Below are 20,261 nucleotides of genomic sequence, written 5' to 3'. Positions count from 1 at the left end.
CTCAGCTCTCGCCGACGATCGGGAAGCTCACGAGCGCGGGCCCCTCGAGGGATGGTGTCGGCAGTACCAGCAGGATCGCCTCGCCGTCCCGCGAGGCCGGCACGGGCGTGCCGTCGGCGAGCCGGGCGCTCGCCACGTCGATCCGATCGGAGACGCCACCGAGCCGCACCGGCCCGACGCCGTCGACGATCAGGTGGGCGGTGTCCGCCGAGCCCTCCGTGCTGCGCGTCCAGCGCGCCCAGGGCGCGTCCGAGGGAGCGGCGATCGAGGGGTCGAGGGGTCGGCTGCCGAACACCGCGCCGCCGTTCACCGCGTTCCACGCGGCCAGGTGCTCGAGGGTGCGGCGCTGCAGGTCGGGCACCGAGCCGGCGGCGGTGAGTCCGACGTTCAGCAGGAGGTTGCCGCCCCGGGAGACGATGTCGACGAACGTCCGCACCGCATCCGGACCGCTCAGCGTGTGCGTCTCGTCCTCCTGCGTGTTGTGCCCGAACGAGAGCCCGATGCCCCGGCAGTGCTCCCACGCCGCCGCGCCTTCGACCCGGCCGCCCAGCTGGTACTCGCTGGTGCGGAAGTCCCAGTGCGTCTCGCCCCAGCGGTCGTTCACCACTCCCTCCGGGGCGGTTCGGTAGAAGCGCTCGAACAGCTGCTCGAGGCTGAACGGCCCGCTCGGCTTGCCCGCATCCGGCCAGTCGATGTCGCCCCAGAGCACATCGGGCCGGTAGCGCTCGATGAGGTCGACGACCTGGTCGTAGGCGTACTCCGCGTACCGGGCGTCCACGGGGCGTAGGAACCCGTGCGTGTCCTCGACGATGGGGCCGAGGTCGGAGGCGTGCCAGTCGAGTCCGCCCGAGTAGTACACGCCGAAGCGGAGTCCCGCGGCGCGGGTCGCGCGCTCGAGCTCGCCGACGAGGTCGCGCCGGGGACCGCGGGACACGGTGTCGCGCCCGCCGGTGTGGGGAGCGTCCCAGAGCGTCACCCCGTCGTGGTGCTTCGCGGTCGGCACGAGATACCGGGCGCCGGTGCTCGCCACCAGCGCGAGGAGGTCCTCCGCGTCGAAGCGATCGGGTCGCCACGCGTCGAGGAAGTCGTCGTACGGGGCGTCGCCGTACGTCTTCCGGTGGTGCTCGGCGGCCGGGCTGCCCGGGATCCGGATCGTATTGGCGTACCACTCGGCGTAGGGGTTGTGCGCGTACCAGCCCTCCTGGATGGTCCCGAGCTCGCCGATGGGCTCGGCCCAGGCGGGCACGGAGTACGGTCCCCAGTGCACGAAGACGCCCAGCTTCGCGTCGGTGAACCAGCTCGGGACCGTGTGCTCGAACCGACGGTAGTGCTCGGGCCGCACGGGCTCGGCGTGGAACATCGCCATGGTCGGCTCCTCTCGTGGTGGGCGATCGGGTCATCGCGGGCGATCCAGCAGCCAGCGCACCGACCTGCTCAGGATCTCCCGGTGCACCGGGGCGTCGAACGACGCGGCGTCGTGCCCCAGGGCGTCGTAGACGACGCGGGCGTCCCCGAAGGTGCGCGGCCAGATCAGCGGATGCTCGCGGCCGTCGTGCAGGTGGGTGGCAACGGGCACGACGTCAGGACGCACCCGGAGCTCGGTGTAGAGCTCGTCGACCACGTCGAAGTCGGACAGTCCGGTCGCGACCTCGTGACGGTCGCCGTGCACCAGGACCCGCCCCTCGCCGTACTCGGGGTGGAAGCTGCGGCCCCGCACCCAGACCGCGCCGAGGATCTCCTCCCACTCGGGGACACCCCGCAGCGAGGTCGACGACACGTGCATCGCCAGGAGCGGCCGGCCTCGGCGCAGGTACGCGAGCAGCCCCGTCCTCCCCCGTTCGTCCGCCTCGGGATCGAGTCGGCCGGCGAGCGCGGGGTCGCCGATGTCGAGCACCAGCAGGTCGACGTCGTCGGAGTCGGCGAGGGCCGCCATCCGATCGTCGACCTCACCGGTGACCTCGACCGTCAGCCCCTCATCGCACAGCAGCTCGGCCAGTCGACCGGCGGTGACGTCGAACGGATGCCACGGGTCGGCGTACCGGCCCGCCCCGCACAGGAGCAGGGCACGCTGGGACCGTCCGGAGCCCTCGCTCACGCGCTGAACCTCATGTCGTCGCGTGTGACCTCGAAGCGGAGCGGCTCGCCCGAGACGTACCGTTCGAGCTCGTCGAGAGCCGCGTCGGTCATCCGCTTCGTCTCGGAGCCGAGCGAGCCGGCCAGGTGCGGGGTCACCATGACGTTCGGCAGACGGTAGAGCACCGAGTCGACGGGAAGCGGCTCGGGGTCGGTCACGTCGAGGATCGCGTTGAGCCGCCCCGACGCGCACTCGCGCTCGAGGGCCGCCGTGTCGACGAGCGCTCCCCGCGCGGTGTTGATCACGGTCGCGTGCGGCGGCAGCGCGGCGAGCTGCTCGGCGCCGATCATCCCCCGGGTCGAGGGAAGGGCCGGAGCGTGCAGCGTCAGCACGTCGACGCGCGGGAGCATCTCCTCGAGCGGGACCGGGACCCCTCCGGCGGCCCGGATGTCCTCCGGGCCGGCGACGGGATCGGCGACCAGGCAGGTCGCCTCGTGCAGCTGCCGGACGAGCTGGACCACCCGACGGCCCACGCGGCTGAAGCCCACCACTCCGATGGTCCGTCCCTCGTTCGAGAGCTCTCCGTAGCGCCCGATGCTCCTGCTGTCGTCGCGCCGCACCGCCGGGTCGGCGGCGATGAACGGCGCCTTCTTCCCCGCCAGCACGAGGGCGGCGAACGTGTACTCGGCGACCGGCACCGCGTTGGCCTCGGCGGCGGAGGTGGCGCGGATGCCGCGCCGCCAGAACTCCTCCGAGACCTGGGGCCTGACGCTGCCCGCACAGTGCAGCATCGCGCGCAGACGGGGCATCCGGTCGAGTCGCGCGGCATCGAGACAGGGTGCTCCCCACCCGGTGAGGAGCACCTCGACCTCGGCGAGCCGGCGCTCGAGCGCAGGATCGTCGAGGTCGTCGACGAAGATCGGGTCCGGCAGGCACGCGAGCCCTCCCAGGCGCGCCAGCCGAGTCTCGTCGAACTGCCGGTCGAAGGCGTCCCGGTCCATCACCACGAGCGCCGCGAGTCTGCTGCCGTCGATCGACACCGTCACCCCCGTCGTCCTCGGATCCGGCCGGAGCGGGTTGCCCGGGCCCGCCAGACAGTCCATACTCGGTCCCGCCCGATCGACATCATTCGTTCAGAGTCGAACATGAACATCATCGACCGATCAGCAGAAAGGCCTTCCGTGACGCGGCCTCGACACCCCGCTCCTCCCGGAACCCACCGGGGTCCGCTCTACGCCCTGTGGGGCGGGCGGATGCGCGAGCCTGCCCTCAGATCGACCTTCGCGGCCGTGGGGATGGATCGCCTGCGGGACCGGACAGGGCTGCCGTCGTCCGCCGACCGCCGGGCGTGGGAGGAGGTCGACAGCGCGACCCTGGACCGGATCCGGCACGAGGCGGAGACCGAGCGGACGAACCCGTGGTCCGACCCGACCGCCTCGCTGTTCGCACGGTTCGTCCGCGACGGAGACCGGACGGAGTACGAGCGCGCGGTGGACGCACGGCAGCAGAGGCTCACTCGCGCCACCGTGCTCGCCGCCGTCACCCGCGCGGACGCCTGGGTGGACGAGGCGGCGGACGGGGTCGTGGTGCTCTGCGAGCAGAGCACCTGGTGCCTCCCGGCCCACGACGAGACCCACGGCCGCACAGGGGACCTGCTGCCGGACGTGTCGGCACCGACGCTCGACCTCGGCGCCGGGGAGATCGCCGCGCAGCTCGCCGTGGCGGACAGACTGCTCGGCGAGGACTGGGACCTCCGCTGGCCGGGACTCCGTGCCCGCATCCGGAACGAGGTCGAGACGCGAGTGCTGGCGCCCTTCGAGTCGCGCGACGACCTGTGGTGGCTCGGCTACTCCCGCGAGGTCAACAACTGGAACCCGTGGATCCTCGGCAACGTGCTGCTGGCGGCCGTGCTCCTCCTCGACGACGCGGACCGGTTCGCCCGCCTCACCGCGCGAGCACTCGAGAGCCTCGACCGCTACGTCGCGACGCTCCCCGCCGACGGAGCGATCGACGAGGGCGTGACCTACTGGTGGAACGGCGCGGCGCGGATGCTCGAGGCCCTCGACCTGCTGTCCCGCGTCACGCTCGGCGGACTGGACGGCGCGGCGCTTCCCCTGGTCGCCGAGCTGCTGCGCTTCCCGCTCCGGATGCAGCTGGGCGACGACTGGTACGTGAACGTCGGCGACGGCCGGGCGCGGAGCCGCGGGGGCGAGCCCTGGCAGGTGGCGTTCCACTGGGGCCGTGTCCTGGACGATCGACGGGTCGTCGACTGGGCTCGCGGCGCCCGGCGCCCTGGTCACCCCGTCGCCTCCGCGACGGGCGGGCTGCCGCGCCTCGTGCGGGCGCTCGTCGACGCCTCCTGGCGGGAGGCCGTGCCGTCCGCGCCACCGTATCCGCGGCGGGTCTGGCTGCCCTCGGTGCAGGTGCTGGTCTGCCGCGAGCGCGAGGGCGATCCCTCCGGTCTGACGCTGGCGGTGAAGGGCGGCGACAACGGCGAGAGCCACAATCACAAGGACGTCGGATCGTTCCTCGTCGCGGTGGGGGGCCGGCCTCTCCTCGTCGACGTCGGGAAGCCCACCTACACGGCTCAGACGTTCAGCGCCGGGAGGTACGGCATCCGGGCCATGCAGAGCGGCTGGCACAACGTCCCCGCGCCACACGGACTCGAGCAGGGCGAGGGCCGCGACGTCGGCGCGAGAGTGGAGGGCGTCCCGCCGGACGGCGAGCCGCTCGTCACGGCGGGCGTCGCGACGGGCGTCGACCGATCGGCTCGTGCCGGAGTGCGTCTCGACCTCACGGGCGCCTACCCGCTGGGCGAGGACGAGCGATGGCTCCGATCGTTCGACCTGGTCAGCGAGAGCCGGATCGAGGTGGTCGACACCTGGCGGCTCGAGCCCGCCGGCGGCGCTCCGGCCGCCTTCCTCCATCTGGTGGCGGCGGGGGACGTGCGGATCGTCGACGACCGCGTCGTGGTGCGCTCCGACGATCGGGCGATCAGCATCAGCTCCGGAGGGGTCGTGCCGACCCTCGAGGAGTGGCGCCTGGACGACCCGGAGCTGGTGGCGGTGTGGGGAGCGCGACTCACGCGGCTCCGGTACCCGCTGCAGGAGCCCTCCGGATCCGTGACCACCGTGGTGGAGGCCGTGTCGTGAGCACGGGAGAGCCGCTGTACGGCGTCCAGCGCAGGGAGCGCATCCTGGCCCAGCTCCGCGAGAACGGATCGGTCAGCGTCAGCGCGCTCGCCCGGCAGCTCGGCGTCAGCGAGCTGACCGTGAGGCGCGACGTGAACACGCTGGCCCAGCAGGGTCTCGTCACGCGCGTGCACGGCGGCGCGACGCTGCGCAGCATCCTCGACACGACGCGGATCGCCGCGAGCGGTCCTGCCCCGCGGTACGTCGTCGGCATGGTGGTGCCCTCGCTGGACTACTACTGGCCGCAGGTCGTGAACGGCGCCCGAGCCGAGGCGGCGAGGCTCCGCACCACGATCCTGCTCCGCGCGTCCACCTACGACGCCCGGGATCAGCGGCGGCAGGTGGAGGCCCTGCTCCGCACCCCGGCCCTGGACGGTCTGATCGTCGCGCCCGACACGAGCGGGGATGAGGCGCTCGACACCCTGCGCTGGCTCGACGCGCTCCCGGTCCCCGTGGTCCTCGCCGAACGCCGGGTGCCCGCTGAGGCCGCCGAGCTGCGGCTCGACTCCGTCGCCTCGGACCACGAGGTCGGAGCGGGCCTCGCGGTGCGACATCTGCACCAGGCGGGTCACACGCGGATCGGGTTGTTCACGCAGCGGGACAACCCCAGTCGCGGGCCGGTGGAGGCGGGCTGGCGGTCGGCTCTCGAGACCCTGGGGCTGCCCGCGGATGCGGCCAGGCTCGACGGCATCCGCTTCGACGCGCCGGGTCGCGACGAGGCGATGGACGACGCTCTCGAGCTCCTGGAGCGCACGCGCACCTCCGCGGTCGTCGTCCTCCCCGATCCCCAGGCGCTCGCGCTCGAGCAGCACGCACTCGACCGCGGGATCCGCGTGCCGCACGATCTCGCGATCGTCGCGTACGACGACGATGTCGCACGGTTCGGGGACCCGGCCATCACGGCGATCCGTCCGCCGAAGGAGTCGGTGGGTCGCGAGGCCGTGCACCTCCTGGTGTCCCGGATCGAAGCCGACGAGGTCCGTCCCACCCACCGGGTGCGGCTCGGACCGGAGCTCCACGTGAGGCGGTCGTCGCTGCCGAGCGCCATCGATCCGGCGTCCGTCGCCGAGGCGGAGGGTGGGACGACGTGGACCGAGGACGGAGCCGAGTGACGCCGTTCGACCCCGCGCACATCGACCTGCCGCCGGAGGACCTCACGGTCTCCCCGAGCACGGGCTGGACCAGGGCGCACTGGGCGGCGGTCGCCGACCACCTCCTCCTGGCGCTGCGCCCCTACGCCACCCCGGCGCACAGCCGTCTGCTGCTGCCGGGGATCACCGGAGCGCACGGACGCGACAGCGACGGGCTCGAGGGATTCGCCCGGTCGTTCCTGCTCTTCGCGTTCCGGATGCGCGGCGAGAGCGGAGCGGATCCGCTGGGCTTCACGGAGTGGTACCGGAAGGGCCTCCTCGCCGGCTGCGCGGCCGGCGGTCCGGAGCGCTGGCCGTCGCCCCTCGACGTGCCGCAGGCCAAGGTCGAGGCGGCCTCGATCGTCGTGGGACTCCAGCTGACGAGGCCCTGGCTGTGGGACACGCTGTCGGCTCACGAGCGGGACAGCGTGCTCGACTGGCTCGCGGACGTCCCCCACGGCGCGTACCCCGACAACAACTGGCGCTGGTTCCGCATCACGGTCCAGACCTTCCTCGCCGGGGAGGGCCGGCCTCACGACCCGCGTCTCCTCGAGGCGGACCTGGCCGACGTCGAGTCGTACTACCGCGGTGACGGGTGGTACGCCGACGGTCCGCTCCGGGCGTTCGACCACTACTGCGGGTGGGCGATGCACCTCTACCCGATGCTCTGGGCCGGATCCCCCGGGGCCGAGGAGCTCGGCGCCGCCGAACGGCGGAGCACGTTCCGCGACCGGCTCGCCGACTACCTCGACGACTACGTGCACCTGATCGGCGCGGACGGCATGCCCCTGCTCCAGGGCCGGAGCCTGGCCTACCGCTTCGCCGCCGCCGCGCCGCTCTGGATGGGTGCCCTCACCGGAGCGAGCCGGGTGCGACCCGGCGTGCTCCGGCGAGGCGCGTCCGGCATGCTCCGGGCCTTCCTCGACAGGGGCGCGGTGGACCGCCACGGCCTGCTCTCCGTGGGCCTCCTCGACGCGTGGCCCGCGATCGCCCAGTCCTACTCCGGGTCGGCCTCGCCGTACTGGGCGGCGAAGGGGTTCCTCGGCCTGGCGCTCGGGGCGGATCACGAGGTGTGGACCGCGGTGGAGGAGCCCCTTCCGGTCGAGATCGAGGACGTACGGCGGATCATCCGCCCCGCGGGGTGGGTCGTCAGCGGGACGGTCGCCGACGGCGTCGTCCGAGTCGTGAACCACGGCACCGACCACGGTTCGCCGGCGCTCGTCACCGCGGACGCGCCGCTCTACACCCGTCTCGGGTACTCGACGACGACGCTCCCTCCGCTCCTCGGCACGACCCGGTCGTCCCCGGTCGACAACGCCGTCGGCGCCGTGGACCCGCGCGGGCGGCTCACCCATCGCTCCGGGTTCGTCACCGAGGACCTGATCGACGACGGTCTGGCAGCGATCGCGGGCTCGACCGCTCGGACGCACTGGGTCGAAGTCGAGGAGGGCGGATTCGATGTGGGCTGGGGATACCGGGGCACCACCACCGACGGGCCGACCCTGCGGACGGTCTCGGTCGTGCGCGGACCCTGGGAGGTGCGGGTGGTGCGCCGGCTGGTCGCCGACGAGGGCGACGAGCCCGTCCGGTTGCGGGTGAGCGGATGGCCGCTCGTGGATGCCCGCACGGAGCCCGGGATGGACGGCTCCCGACGCGTGGTCGTGCGGTCGGGCGGTGCCTTCTCGGAGCTGAGGGTCCTGCAGGGTGCGGGCCGGACGGGCGTCCACATCGAGCGGGGCACCTCGCCGATGGGCGCCGTGAGCGCCGTGCCCTGGGTCGAGTTCGAGGCCCTCGAGACCACGGACGTCGTGGCGGTCGCCGTGCGGCTCGGACGAGCAGACCCTCCCCCGGCTCCGCTCGCCGACCTGGTCCGCGGGCCCGACGGAGAGACCGTGGTCGACGTCCGATGGCCCGGTGCCGGCCGGAGTCGCGTCCGGGTCTGAGCCCTTGTCCCCTCTTGACGGGACGGAGCGTCGCTCATAAGTTATCGATAATCAACGATCGATTGGAGCAATGATGCCCATCCCGTCGCCCTCCCCCCGGTCCCGTCGCGTCCTCGGACTCGCGGGGACCGCCCTCGCCGCTTCCGCTCTCGTCGCAGGCACCGCCGTCCCCGCGGGGGCTGCCGCGCCACCGGGGCTCCGCCTCACCTCGGGCACGACGTACCACGTGTCCGCCGACGCCGCCCAGGGAGGCGACGGACTCTCGGTGCAGTCCGCGTTCTCCTCGATCCAGGCCTGCGCCGACGTGGCCGGGCCAGGCGACACCTGCCTGATCGAGACGGGCCGCTACGAGGAGACCGTCACGCCGGCGCAGTCGGGCACAAGCGGCTCACCCGTCACGTTCCAGGCCGCGCCTGACGCGGACGTCGTCGTCAGCGGCACCGAGGTCCTCAGCGGCTTCACCCCCGTCGACCAGACGCAGCTGGCGGGTGTCATCGCGACGGACCCGTTTGCTGCCGACTCCCTGTTCAGCGACGCTGTCGCGGCGGGGAAGGCGTACAGCGTCGCCGTCGATCTCGGCGACGCCGGAGGCGAGGCGCAGATCTTCACCGATGGCTCGATGGACATCGAGGCGTCGTTCCCGTTCCCCGGGACCGACCTGCTCGATCCCGTGATCGAGCGCGCCGACGCCGGGACCGCGAACGCGACCATCGTCGACTCCACGCTCACCCGACCCGCGGGCTACTGGGACGGCGCACGCGCCCTGACGTCGTACTGGTACGTCACCGCGACCGGGAGCGTCGCCTCGTCGTCGCCGGGGTCGGTCACGCTGACGACCGCGCCGCCGTGCGTGCACAAGGTCGAGCCGACCGAGACGTGGTTCCGCCTGTCGGGGAAGATCGGCGAGCTCGGCCACCCCGGCTCCTACTTCTACGACGCCGACGCGAAGCGGCTGTACGTCTACAGCGACGACGACCCGGCAGGACACACGATCGAGGCCAAGGTGCGCGATCTCGCCTTCGACCTGTCGGCGGCCAGCCACATCCGCGTGGAGGGCATCGGACTGTTCGGCGCGACGATCCGCACCGGCGACACCAGCACCGGGGTCGTGCTCGACGGGATCGACGGCCGGTACCTCAGCCACTACTGGGATGTGACCCAGGGCGCCACCGACTGCGGCGCGAACGTCACGCGCGGAGTGACGACCAGCGGCATCATCATCAAGGGCACGGGCAACACCGTGCAGAACAGCCACCTGCAGTACAGCGCGGGAAACGGGATCTCGCTCGGCGGATACGGCAACACGGCGATCGACAACGTCATCACCGATGTCGACTACGCCGGCACCTACGCCGCAGCGGTCGCGGTGCAGGGGCACAGCCAGACGGTCACGCACAACACCATGGCGCGGATGGGACGCAGCGGCATCAACCTGCAGTGGAACGGCGTGGCCGGCACGACGGCGGGTCCGGATCGGATCGCGTACAACGACATCTCGGGCCACGCGACGCTCTCCGTCGACACCGCGGCGATCTACTCCTGCTGCTCCGCGTACATGGAGGGCACGAGGGTCGATCACAACGTCCTGCACGACCCGACCCCGCGGCCCGGCGGGGTCTACCCCTTCGGCATCTCGGGCATCTACGCCGACAACGGCATGAGCGACATGCAGATCGACAACAACGTCGGGTGGGGCAACCACGAGGGCACGGTCGAGCTCAACGGACTCGGGACCGGATCGCACGACAACCTCGTGTACAACAACACCGGCGGGATGACGCTGTTCTACGTCAAGGAGCCCGGTCAGTCGACCGGGACCAAGATCTACAACAACATCGGGCCGATCACGGGACTGGCCGGGGCGACCGACGGCGGTCTGGAGCTGTCGAACAACCTCGTCGACGTCGATCCGCTGTTCGTGGACGCCGCGGCGCACGACTACCGGCTGCAGGCCTCGTCGCCCGCGCGCGGCGCGGCGATCCCGCTGCCGGGCGTGAACGACGGCTCGACCGATGCCGTGCCGAGCCTCGGGGCATTCCAGTACGGCGCAGCGCCGTGGACGGCGGGTGCTCGACCCTGACACCGGAGAGCGCGAGGGGCGGGATGCGGGACGCCGGTCCCGTCCCGTCCCTCCCGGCCCGGCCCGGCCCGGCCCGGATCCAGCGATTATCGATTATGCTGGTGCGATCCCCACGTGGGCCGGAGGCGCCCGGTGGAGGCAGAGGACGAAGGAGACCCATGACCCACCGCCTGGTCTTCGCGGGCGACTCCATCACCGACGCCGGTCGCGACCGAGCGGACGACGAGTCCCTGGGCGACGGGTACGTCTCGCTCGTGGCCGACGAGCTCCGCCGCCGTGACGAGGGTGCGGTGGTGCTCAATCGGGGGATCGCCGGGAACCGCGCGGTCGACCTCGAGCGCCGATGGGCGGACGAGGTGCTCGCCGAGGGCCCCGACGTCCTCACCGTGTACGTCGGCGTCAACGACACCTGGCGCCGTTTCGACAGCGACGACCCCACGAGCGTCGAGGACTTCGAGGCCACCTGCCGCAGGATGCTCGACACGGTGCCGGCGGCGACCACGGTACTGCTCGTGGAGCCCTACCTCGTGATCGCCCGTCCCGAGCAGCGCGACTGGCTGACCGACCTCGATCCCAAGCGCGCGGCCGTGGCCCGTCTCGCCGAGGAGAGAGGCGCTCGGTTCGTCCCGCTGCACGAGGCCATGACCGCGGCCGCGGCCTCGCGGGGTGCTGCGGCCGTGGCTCCCGACGGCGTGCACCCGACCCCGGCAGGATCCCGCCTCATCGCGGACGCCTGGCTGACCGCCTTCGACGCCGCTCTCGGGAGGGCACGCGCATGACCGATCCGTTCACCTCGCTGGCGGGGCTCAAGCGGGGCCTGCTCTCCGACCAGATCTACGAGCTGATGAAGTCGATGATCAAGGACGGCACGCTGCCCCCGGGCGAGCAGCTGGTCGAGTCGCAGCTGGCGAAGCGGATGCAGGTGAGCCAGGCGCCCGTGCGCGAGGCGCTCAAGCAGCTCTCGCACGAGGGGCTGGTCTCGCACGTGCGCCACCTCGGGAACTTCGTGGCCAGCTACTCCGAGGAGGAGTTCGCGCAGGCCAAGGCCGCGCGAGCCGAGCTGGAGGCGATCGCGGGGCGTCTGGCCTGCGGCGCCCTCTCCCCCGCCGACCGCTCCCGCCTGTCGGATCTCATCGAGCAGATGCACGGGGCCGCGGAGGCCGGCGACCTCGACGCCTTCCGCGAGCTCGACTTCACCTTCCACCGCAGCGTCGTCGAGGCGAGCGGGAACAGCTACCTCCCGAAGATGTGGGACATCCTCGAACCGAGCCTTCGCTCCATGCACGTGCTCGGCGACCCGAGCTTCGCCGGCGACTGGCACGAGGTCGCCGAGTGGCACCGGAGCCTTCTCGACCGCTTGGACGGGGACGACGCCCAGGCCGCTTCCGACCTCTTCCGCGCGCACGCCGCCGGCACGCTCCTGGAGGACGGCCAGGGTCAGAGCCGGTAGAGCTCGCGCGCGGTGCCGCCCCACAGGGCGACGGTCTCCTCGGCCCCGAGGGGAGGCAGTGCCCGGCGCAGACGCTCGACGATCCCGCCGTAGGGGGCGATCCGGGCCGACATCGGCCAGTCGCTGCCGAAGAGCAGCCGTCGGCCACCGAGGGCGTCGACCGCGATGGCCAGGCAGCGCCTCAGCCGTCGCTCGGCATCCGCGGAGCCGGCCGGACCGGTGACGAGGCCGGAGACCTTGGCGCGCACGTTCGGACGCGCAGCGGCGATCCGCAGTCCGTCCTCCCACACCGGGTCCGGGTCCGCCGCTCCGAGCCCGAGATGGCAGAGGACGTAGTGCGCGCCGGGATGGCGCGCTGCGAGCGCCGCGACGGCCGGAAGCTGCTCGGGGCGGATCAGGAACTCCACGACGGCGCCGTCGGCGCCGCTGCGCTCGCTCAGCTCGTCCAGACCCGGCACGTCGGAGAGATCCGGTCGGCGACTCGGCACCGCCACGCGCACGCCGCGCAGGCGGTCCCCCCTGACGACGGGTGTCGACTCCTCTCCCCGGCCCGATCGCACCGGCTCGTCCGGAACGTACTGGCGCACCACTCCGGCGAGGAGGGGATGCCGGAGCGCCGTCACCCAGTCGAGCTCCTCCCGCGTGTCTCCGGCCTGGACGGCGATCGCCGACCGGACTCGTCCGACCGGGGTCTCCGCGTCCGCCGACGCGAGCCCGAGATCCTCCACATCGGCGACGGACGGGAGACCGAGGTCATCGCGGAACCAGGGCAGACGCATCCGCCCGAGGTCCCACAGATGCACGTGAGCATCGACGGCCCCCGTCGTCATCGCGCTCCCCGACTCAGAGCGCGTCGAGGGCCGACCACAGCCCCTCCGGGATGTCGTCCCGTTCGGTGTCGGGGAAGGCCGCCACCTCGGCCGGTGTCCTGGCCCCGATGACCACCGCCTCGACCGCCGGAAGCCGGAGAGGGTACCGAGCAGCCGCCTCGGGGAGCGTCACTCCGTGGTCTTCGCAGACCTCGCGCATCCTCAGGGCTCTCTCCCGCAGCTCGGGGCTCGCCTCCCGATAGTCGAAGTACGGGCTGCCGTCCGGGTCGGCCAGGATCCCCGAGTTGTAGACCCCGGCGGCGATGACACCCACTCCGCGCTCCGCCGCCGCGGGCAGGAGCGTCGCCTCGGCCGAGCGGTCGAGGAGCGTGGTGCGACCGGCGATCATCACGACGTCGAGATCGGCCTCGAGCACCAGCCGGGTCAGGGGCTCCACCCAGATCATGCCGGCTCCGATCGCACGCACCACGCCCTCCTCGCGGAGTCGCACCAACGCGGGCACGGCCCCGCGGAGGGCTTCGTCGATGTCGGCCGGGTCGTGCAGGTGCAGGAGGTCGATGCGATCGGTGCCGAGCCTGAGGAGACTCCCCTCGACGCTGCGCAGCACCCCGTCGGCGCTCAGGTCGCCGACGGTGCTCGATCCCGTGCCGCCGATCGGGGCCGCTTCGCCGTCGTCGTCGACGATCACGCGCCCGACCTTCGTCGCGATCGAGACGGTGTCGCGGTCGACGCCCCTCAGCGCGTGGCCGAGCCGCCGCTCGCTGACCCCGGCCCCGTAGTGCGGCGCGGTGTCGAAGAACCGGATGCCGCGCTCCAGCGCCGTGACGACGGTCGCCTCGGCGGCGCCCTCGTCGACGTCGCTGTACAGGTTGCCGATGGGGGCGCAGCCGAGACCGACGCTCGCGGAGGCGCCGGGCGTCGGCGTCAGAGGGCGAACGCCTGTGCGGAACGCCACGCCTCGAACTCCTCTCGCGTGTCCGGGGTGAGCGGGTAGTAGTCGCCGAGCCGGGCGCCCTCGTCCAGGCGCCGACGGCTGAAGGTCTCCCACTCCTCGTGGTCGCGGGCGGCGTCGATCACGTCGTTCGACATCGCCTGCGGCACGATCACCGGGCCGTCGTCGTCGGCGATGACCACGTCGCCGGGCATGCACAGGGCTCCACCCACGGCGACCGGAACGTCGTAGGCCCAGGGGAAGAGCTCGGTCTGAGACGCGTAGTGGGGCGTCGTGCCGGTCGACCAGACCGGAAGCCCCAGCTGGCGGATGCGTGCTGCATCGCGGATGCGACCGTCGACGACGATGCCGGCCCCGCCCTTGCGCAGGAAGTAGCGCGCGAGGATGTCGCCGATGCATCCCGAGAAGCGGCTCCCGTACGCCTGGATCACGAGCACGTCGCCGGGCTGCACCTGCTCGAGCACGGCCCAGAGCGCCGTATGCCGCTCCACGTACTCCTGCCCGAGCCCTGACGCGAGGTCCTCGCGCTGCGGCATGAACTGGAGCGTGATCGCCGAGCCGACGACGCGCTGGCCCGGGCTCAACGGCACCGGTCCGTCGACCCAGGAGCGGGTGATGCCCATACCGTGGAGCTTGGCGCAGGCCGTGGCGGAGGTGATCGTGTCGAAGCCCGCGAGGGTGTCCGCATCCGCTCGCCGGTAGGCGTCGCCACGGACGGGGAGGGTGAAGTCGGGGTGCGGAAGCGCGCCCGTGGTGTCTGTCATGCTCTTTCCTTCATCTGCTCGACGGGGTCGATCGTGTCGTTCTGGTCGCTGTCCGGGGACGTCCCGCGGTGCCGCGGTCGCGCCGCCCCGACCGCGAGCACGAGCTCGATCCGGGCGTGGTGCGCGGGCGGGAGATCGACCTCCACGCCGTCGCCCGCGACCTCGAGGCTCTCGGTCCGTCGGGCCGCCCTCGTCGCGGCGTAGGCGGTGCTCGCCCCCGGGAAGACCGCGCCGGGCTCCGTCTCGTACCGCAGCCCGACCAGGGCATCGCCTCGGGACCGGGAGGGCCTGACCACGATGCGACGGGAGTGGATCGGCGAGGTGTTGACGAGCTCGACGGCGACCCGGTCGCGCTCCACCGCGGTGACGAGGGCGGCGACGTCGGGCGGCAGCCCCGGACGGCGGCGCTCCGCGTCCTCGTAGTCCACGGCCGCGAAGGGCAGGCCGCCGTTGTACAGCACCTGCGGCGCGCCGGAGACGAGCTGGGTCAGGATCTCCGTCACGACCGGGTTCACCCGCTGCCAGAAGTGCAGGTGCACGGTCGCGGGGTCGCTGTCGTCGGCCAGGATCAGCGCGATCCTGCGCGCCACCTGACCGAGCGCCATCTCCAGAGCGCGTTCCGGGTAGTCGGGCAGGCGTCCGTCGAGGAAGTCGAGCCACGGCGCCTCGTGCCCCGCCTCCGCCTTGTCGCGGAACGCCTTGACCGGCTCGGTCGTGGCGGGCAGTCCGTCCCGCACCCGCTGGAGGCGGGCGCGGTCGGCCTCGCTCCGTGACCACCACCACAGCCAGGTCGGGAGCTCGAGCGGCATCGGGGCGAAGTCGAACCAGCCCGCGGCGCCGAACCGATGGGGCACGAGGAGCGCCGGCCTGGCGGCGTCGGCGCCCAGCCGCGCCAGCCATCCTCCCCTCAGGCTGTACGTGGTCTCGGTGACCGGCGCCACGATCGCCTGCTCGAGCACCGCGTCGAGGACGCGGCGGCCCATGTCGAGGTACCGGTCGTCGCCCGTGACGAGGGCGGCGTTGAGCCCGGAGACGATCGTCGCCATCCCTACGGACGGCAGGCCGTGAGGCCAGGTCCACCCGTAGTGTCCGCCGTACCACCGGCCCCCGTGGAGGCCGCCGACGGTGCCGTCGAGGGCGACGCTGTCGGGCACCAGTCCCCCGTTGGCTTCGGCGCGCTCAGACCAGGCCGAGACGTACGCGGTGATCCAATCCGCCGCGACGGGGTCGCCGTCGTAGAGCCAACGGTTGGCGACGAGCGAGGTCGCGGCCAGGTTGACCACCACGTCGCCCTCCGCCGCCTGCTGCATGGCCTCCGCCATGGCCAGCGCGTTCGCGGGATCGAGCACGTCGGCCCACGTCGTGATGCCGGGCACCCCCTCGAGCGGGAGCCCGTACCGCTCCATCTCGACGGGCGCGGCCGGATACGGTTCCACCGTGTCGCCGAGGCCGGGACGCGGGCCGAGCGCGCCGTTGTGGGGGGCGCGGATGATGCGGTGCTCCGGGTCGTAGTTCCCGCGGGCGGGATCGGTGTAGAGCTCCGCGAAGCGGCGGGCACGGCGGGCGAAGGCCTCGTCGGAGGGATCGGCGGCGCAGAGCCCGTAGAAGAAGAGCAGCGACTCGCCCTGGTGGAACCAGTCGTACCCGTTCTCGTACTCGTCCGTGAGCATCCCGGCCGCCTCGAGCTGCGCCGTCACGCCCTCCCAGTGGCGCTTCGCGGCGGCGAGCACGTCGTCGCTGCCGCCGAGCAGGTAGAACGCCGGCCAGTTGAAGAACGGCTCGTACAGGTCGTCGACGCCGTCGCGATCGGTGAAGACGGCGGGGAACAGGATGCCTCCGTCGTCGCCCGTGTACCTGCGGGAGAAGAGACGCCAGGCCTCCTCGATGTCGGCGAAGAGCCTGCGCTCGAGCACGGCCCAGGCGGGCACGGAGTCGAGCGGGAGACCTCGGATGGTGATGTCCGCCATGGTCATCCCTTGGTCGCGCCGGCCACGAGGCCGCCGATGATGTGGCGCTGCATGATGATGAAGAAGACGATGATGGGCGCGATCGCCAGCAGCAGGGTCGGGAAGACCACGGTGTAGTCGGTCGAGAACTCCCCGACCGCCGCGTACACGCCCGTCGTGACCGTGTAGATGCCCGACCCCGTGCCGAGGATGATCTGCGGGCTCACGAAGTCGTTCCACACCCCGATCGAGTTGAGCACGACCACGGTCGCGACCACGGGACGCATGATCGGGAAGATGCACGACCAGAACGTGCGGATGCGTCCCGCGCCGTCCAGCGCCGCCGCCTCGTCGATGTCGCGTGGGACGGTGCGGAGGTAGGCGCTGAACAGGAAGATCGTCACCGGCAGGGTCGCCGCCGTCTCGAACAGGATGAAGCCGGGGATGGTGTTGATCAGCCCCAGCACCCTCAGCACGAACACCACGGGGATGAGCGTCACCTGGCCGGGGATGAACAGACCCGAGACGAAGAGCAGCAGGAGGCCGAGGTGCCACTTCCTCCGCCCCCGGGCGATGACGTACGCCACCGGTGCCGAGAGCAGGATGCAGAACAGGTTGACCAGCACGACGAAGAGCAGCGTCACGCCGTAGGCGGCGATGACGTTGAACTTGCTGCTCGTGATCGCCTCGCCCAGGTACTGCAGCGTGAAGGTGGTCGGGGAGATCGCCAGCGGGTTCTGGACGATCTCCTCCTGCGGCTTGAAGGCGCTGATCACCAGCACGTAGAGCGGCACGAGCATCACGAGGGCGGTCGCGCCCAGCGCGACCCACCTCACGATCGTCCCGATCGGCGATCGGCGTCCGGTGCCTCGGGACACCGCGCGCCTCTCGGGCCCGCGCGTCGATGCCGTCGCCGGCACCTCGGTGAGCAGAGCCTCCGCTCCGAGGTTGGGGGTGTCCTGCAGCGGTGTCGTCATCAGTCGGTCACCTTCCGCTCCGCGCCCCTCCGGGCGAACGTCACCGCGAGTCCGATCGCGGCCGTGATGAGAAGCAGCACCACCGACTGCGCGGCCCCGAGCCCGAGCTTCGACTGGGCGAACGAGTCCTTGAGGATCTGGTAGACGATGGTCTGCGTCGAGGCGGCGGGGCCCCCGTCGGTCAGGGCCAGCACGACGTCGTAGACCTTGAGGAGGCCGACCAGCGTGAGCACGAGGTTCACCGTCACGACGGGTGCGATCATGGGCACCGTCACGCTGCGGAACTGCTGCCACTTGCTCGCCCCGTCGACCGTCGCCGCCTCGTAGAACTCGGTCGGGACGGACTTGATCCCTGCGATGTAGAGGATCATGTTGAAGCCGAAGTGCGCCCAGACGATCGTCATGATCACGGTCGCCTTGGCGAACGTGGGGTCGGTGAGGAACGGCACGGGGCCGATGCCGATCCCGCCGAGGAGCCCGTTCACCGCGCCGTGCGGGGAGAGCAGCGCCGACCAGAGGAAGCCGATGATCAACGCGCTGATGATGTACGGGTAGAAGAAGATGGTCCGCAGCACGGTGTTGGCGCGGCCCGCGCCGGAGATCAGCGCGGCCAGTGCGAGACCGAGTCCGTTGCAGAGGACCGTGCCGACCACGGCGACGATGCCCGTGAAGATCGCGGCGTCGATGGTGCGCGGGTTGCGGAAGGCGAACTGGTAGTTCTCGAACCCGATGAAGTCGAACCGCAGGCTGTACCCGTTCCAGTCGGTCAGGCTCAAGACGAACGCCAGGATCATCGGGATGATGAACATGGCGATGAACACGATCACCGCGGGGGCTGCCATCACCACGCCGGCCACCCGGTCGCCCCAGCGGACGCTGGGGCGACGGCGGGCGCCGGCATCGTGGACCCGCGCCCGCGGGGCGCTGGTCAGGACGTCGTCGGTCAGCATGGCGGTCTCAGCGGGCGTTCGCGGCGAACCAGTCGTCCATCGCCTTGTTCACGTCGGCGGCCGACGTCCCGCCGAGGAGCGCCTGGGTCTGAGCGTTGATCTCGGTCGAGTAGCCGCTCGGCAGAGTGCGCTCGCCGTAGCCCTGACCGGTCGGCGTGTAGGCCTCGTCGGGGGTGTCGGAGACGATCTGCAGCAGCTCCGTGCCGAGCTCGCCCATCTCGTACTCGTAGCCGGCGCGGTAGTTGCCGTCGACCTTGAGCTGGTCGAGGATCGCGTCCTTGTCGGTCACCAGCCACTCCACCAGCTTGGCCGCCGCATCCTGATGCTCGGAGGACTTCATGATGACGTAGGGGCTCGCGATGTTGGCGCCCATGGCGGGCTGATCGGTGCCCTTGAACGCAGGAGCCCGGAACACCCCGATGTTCGCCAGCGACGACGCCGCGGTCTCGCTCGCGACGAACCAGCTGCCCATCGGATACAGCGCGGACTTGCCGGACAGGAAGTTCTGCTCGGCGTCGGCGTACTTGATGCCCAGGGCGTCGTCGTTGACGTAGCCCTTCGAGATCCAGTCCGCGTACTCGCTGACGGAGTCGCCGTAGGTCTGGCTGAAGGTGAGGTCGCCGTCGCTCATGCGCTGGTACCAGTCGTCGTTGTCGGCGACCACCGTGGGCAGCGCGACGGTCTGCAGCGCGTAGCTCGACATCCAGTCGCCGCCGGTCTGGATGGGGGTCCAGCCGGCGTCCTTGAGCTTCGCGAGGTCTGCGGAGAGCTCCTCCACCGTGGTGGGGGTCTCCGTGATGCCGGCGGCGGCGAACGCGTCCTTGTTGTAGAACCAGAGGCTCTGCACCTGGAGGCCGATCCCGGCCATGTAGTACTTGCCGTCGATGGTGTACTGATCGGCCAGCGGCGCCTGCGTGGCCCAGTCGTACTGCGAGAGGTCCACGAGCTCCGGCGCGAGCTCGGTCGACGGCGGCAGCGACTCGACGACGTCGGGCGCCTGTCCGGCCGCGAGCAGGCGCGGGACTGCCGCGGCGACACCCTCGGCGCCGGGGTTCTGGATCTGCACGTCGATGTCGGGGTTGGCCTCCTCGAACGGCTTCACCAGCTCGTTCCACCACTCCTCGGTGAGGTTCGGCGTGACGTTGACGAGCAGGCTCACGGTCTGCTTCCCGCCGTCGTCCCCTCCGCCGGAGGAGGCGGCGCAGCCGCCCAGCCCCAGGCCGACCACCGCGACGGTGCCGACCGCGATCATTGTTCGCCTGCCGATCATCATTGATCCTCTCCCGCGCACGACCTCCGTGACGCCGCGTCCGACAATAATCGATAATCGCTTATGGTGCAACGCTCACGCTCTTCGTCCCCTCCCCGGTCGCGCTCCTCGTCGCGCTCCGGGCGACACGACGACGGCCCCCGGCCCTCCTAAGAGGGGCCGAGGGCCGCCAGGGTCCGGGACGGATCCCGGGTCACTCCGTCTTCAGCGTGACGCCGAAGTCGGCGCACATCGACACCACCGTGAGGTACGAGTCGAGATAGGCGTTGACCTCGTCGGCGCTGGAGGACGCGCCCGGGTAGGTGGTGGCCGCGAACGCCTGCATGGTGCTGTCCGCCTGGGCGTAGCGTCCGCCGGCGGGGGCGGCCTGCGCGGTCAGCGCCGCGGCCTGCGTGCGGGCGGCGAGCCAGCCGTCACGACCTTGGTCGTATCCGGTGTTCAGCGTGTCGCACGCCGCCGTGATCGCCGCATCCGGATCCTGAGGCTCCGTCGTGGGCTCGGTCGTCGGTTCCGCGGTGGGCTCCGACGTGGGCGTGGGGGTGACCGTGACCGAGGCGCTGGGCTCGGGGGTCGCCGTGGCGGACCCGGTCGCGTCTCCGGAGCCGCTGGCGCAGGAGCTCAGCAGGAGGCCTACGGCGAGGATGCCGGCGATCCCCGCTCCCGCCGTCGTCGCTCGTCGCGGTCGTGCTCGTGTGATCACGGAG

At 71.8% G+C, this 20,261-nt stretch carries 17 protein-coding genes; 6 read left to right on the top strand and 11 right to left on the bottom strand.

Annotated elements, in window-relative coordinates; genetic code table 11:
• Nucleotide 1: 1 nt before the first annotated feature.
• Genes IEX69_RS16650 through IEX69_RS16640 form a run of 3 tightly spaced genes read right to left on the bottom strand, consistent with a single transcriptional unit; the run spans nt 2 to nt 3,120 of the window.
• Nucleotides 2-1,366 carry an alpha-L-fucosidase gene (locus IEX69_RS16650; RefSeq protein WP_085018701.1) on the bottom strand — a complete coding sequence of 455 codons (1,365 nt, stop codon included), beginning with the start codon at nt 1,364-1,366 and terminating at the stop codon, nt 2-4.
• Between the two features lie 30 nt (nt 1,367-1,396).
• On the bottom strand, nt 1,397-2,095 hold the full coding sequence (locus tag IEX69_RS16645) for a ThuA domain-containing protein (protein ID WP_085018700.1): 699 nt from the start codon (nt 2,093-2,095) through the stop codon (nt 1,397-1,399).
• A complete protein-coding gene (locus IEX69_RS16640) occupies nt 2,092-3,120 on the bottom strand; it encodes a hydroxyacid dehydrogenase (RefSeq protein ID WP_229756395.1) in 1,029 nt (342 codons plus the stop codon). The genes IEX69_RS16645 and IEX69_RS16640 overlap by 4 nt, the downstream gene beginning before the upstream one ends.
• 249 nt (nt 3,121-3,369) lie before the next feature.
• Here IEX69_RS16640 and IEX69_RS16635 point away from each other — a divergent pair, with 249 nt between their 5' ends.
• The 6 genes from IEX69_RS16635 (at nt 3,370) to IEX69_RS16610 (ending at nt 11,868) form a co-directional block, all read left to right on the top strand.
• Nucleotides 3,370-5,226 carry a heparinase II/III family protein gene (locus IEX69_RS16635; protein WP_085018698.1) on the top strand — a complete coding sequence of 619 codons (1,857 nt, stop codon included), beginning with the start codon at nt 3,370-3,372 and terminating at the stop codon, nt 5,224-5,226.
• On the top strand, nt 5,223-6,377 hold the full coding sequence (locus IEX69_RS16630; protein WP_229756394.1) for a substrate-binding domain-containing protein: 1,155 nt from the start codon (nt 5,223-5,225) through the stop codon (nt 6,375-6,377). Before IEX69_RS16635 ends, IEX69_RS16630 begins: the two co-directional genes overlap by 4 nt.
• The gene (locus tag IEX69_RS16625) at nt 6,374-8,338 is read left to right on the top strand and encodes a DUF2264 domain-containing protein (protein WP_174604399.1); all 1,965 of its coding nucleotides are present in this window, start codon (nt 6,374-6,376) and stop codon (nt 8,336-8,338) included. Before IEX69_RS16630 ends, IEX69_RS16625 begins: the two co-directional genes overlap by 4 nt.
• Nucleotides 8,339-8,411: 73 nt before the next feature.
• Nucleotides 8,412-10,418 carry a right-handed parallel beta-helix repeat-containing protein gene (locus IEX69_RS16620; protein ID WP_085021337.1) on the top strand — a complete coding sequence of 669 codons (2,007 nt, stop codon included), beginning with the start codon at nt 8,412-8,414 and terminating at the stop codon, nt 10,416-10,418.
• A gap of 158 nt (nt 10,419-10,576) precedes the next feature.
• A complete protein-coding gene (locus IEX69_RS16615) occupies nt 10,577-11,197 on the top strand; it encodes an SGNH/GDSL hydrolase family protein (RefSeq protein WP_085018696.1) in 621 nt (206 codons plus the stop codon).
• Nucleotides 11,194-11,868 (top strand): GntR family transcriptional regulator, encoded by a 675-nt coding sequence (locus tag IEX69_RS16610; RefSeq protein WP_085018695.1) that lies wholly within the window; start codon nt 11,194-11,196, stop codon nt 11,866-11,868. The genes IEX69_RS16615 and IEX69_RS16610 overlap by 4 nt, the downstream gene beginning before the upstream one ends.
• On the opposite strand, the gene IEX69_RS16605 is transcribed toward IEX69_RS16610, so the two are convergent.
• From IEX69_RS16605 to IEX69_RS16570, 8 genes are all read right to left on the bottom strand, one after another.
• Nucleotides 11,856-12,698, bottom strand: coding sequence for an amidohydrolase family protein (locus IEX69_RS16605; protein ID WP_085018694.1), 843 nt, complete (start codon nt 12,696-12,698; stop codon nt 11,856-11,858). The genes IEX69_RS16610 and IEX69_RS16605 overlap by 13 nt on opposite strands.
• Nucleotides 12,699-12,711: 13 nt before the next feature.
• Nucleotides 12,712-13,653: an aldo/keto reductase gene (locus tag IEX69_RS16600; protein ID WP_085018693.1), complete on the bottom strand. Its 942-nt coding sequence runs from the start codon at nt 13,651-13,653 to the stop codon at nt 12,712-12,714.
• The gene (locus tag IEX69_RS16595) at nt 13,623-14,414 is read right to left on the bottom strand and encodes an RraA family protein (protein WP_085018692.1); all 792 of its coding nucleotides are present in this window, start codon (nt 14,412-14,414) and stop codon (nt 13,623-13,625) included. The genes IEX69_RS16600 and IEX69_RS16595 overlap by 31 nt, the downstream gene beginning before the upstream one ends.
• Nucleotides 14,411-16,381, bottom strand: a complete 1,971-nt coding sequence (locus IEX69_RS16590; RefSeq protein WP_174604398.1) for a DUF8034 domain-containing protein — start codon at nt 16,379-16,381, stop codon at nt 14,411-14,413. The genes IEX69_RS16595 and IEX69_RS16590 overlap by 4 nt, the downstream gene beginning before the upstream one ends.
• Before the next feature lie 2 nt (nt 16,382-16,383).
• Entirely contained in the window at nt 16,384-17,337 is a 954-nt protein-coding gene (locus IEX69_RS16585; RefSeq protein ID WP_085018690.1) for a carbohydrate ABC transporter permease, read from the bottom strand.
• Entirely contained in the window at nt 17,337-18,287 is a 951-nt protein-coding gene (locus IEX69_RS16580) for a carbohydrate ABC transporter permease (protein WP_085018689.1), read from the bottom strand. Before IEX69_RS16580 ends, IEX69_RS16585 begins: the two co-directional genes overlap by 1 nt.
• Nucleotides 18,288-18,294: 7 nt before the next feature.
• Nucleotides 18,295-19,557: an ABC transporter substrate-binding protein gene (locus tag IEX69_RS16575; protein ID WP_085021336.1), complete on the bottom strand. Its 1,263-nt coding sequence runs from the start codon at nt 19,555-19,557 to the stop codon at nt 18,295-18,297.
• A 193-nt stretch (nt 19,558-19,750) separates the two neighbouring features.
• Nucleotides 19,751-20,257: a hypothetical protein gene (locus IEX69_RS16570; RefSeq protein ID WP_085018688.1), complete on the bottom strand. Its 507-nt coding sequence runs from the start codon at nt 20,255-20,257 to the stop codon at nt 19,751-19,753.
• Nucleotides 20,258-20,261 lie beyond the last annotated feature (4 nt).

Source organism: Cnuibacter physcomitrellae (assembly GCF_014640535.1).
GTDB classification, from domain to species: domain Bacteria; phylum Actinomycetota; class Actinomycetes; order Actinomycetales; family Microbacteriaceae; genus Cnuibacter; species Cnuibacter physcomitrellae.
The sequence above is the reverse complement of the archived record's forward strand: the minus strand, read 5'-3'. Positions and strand labels throughout refer to the sequence as shown.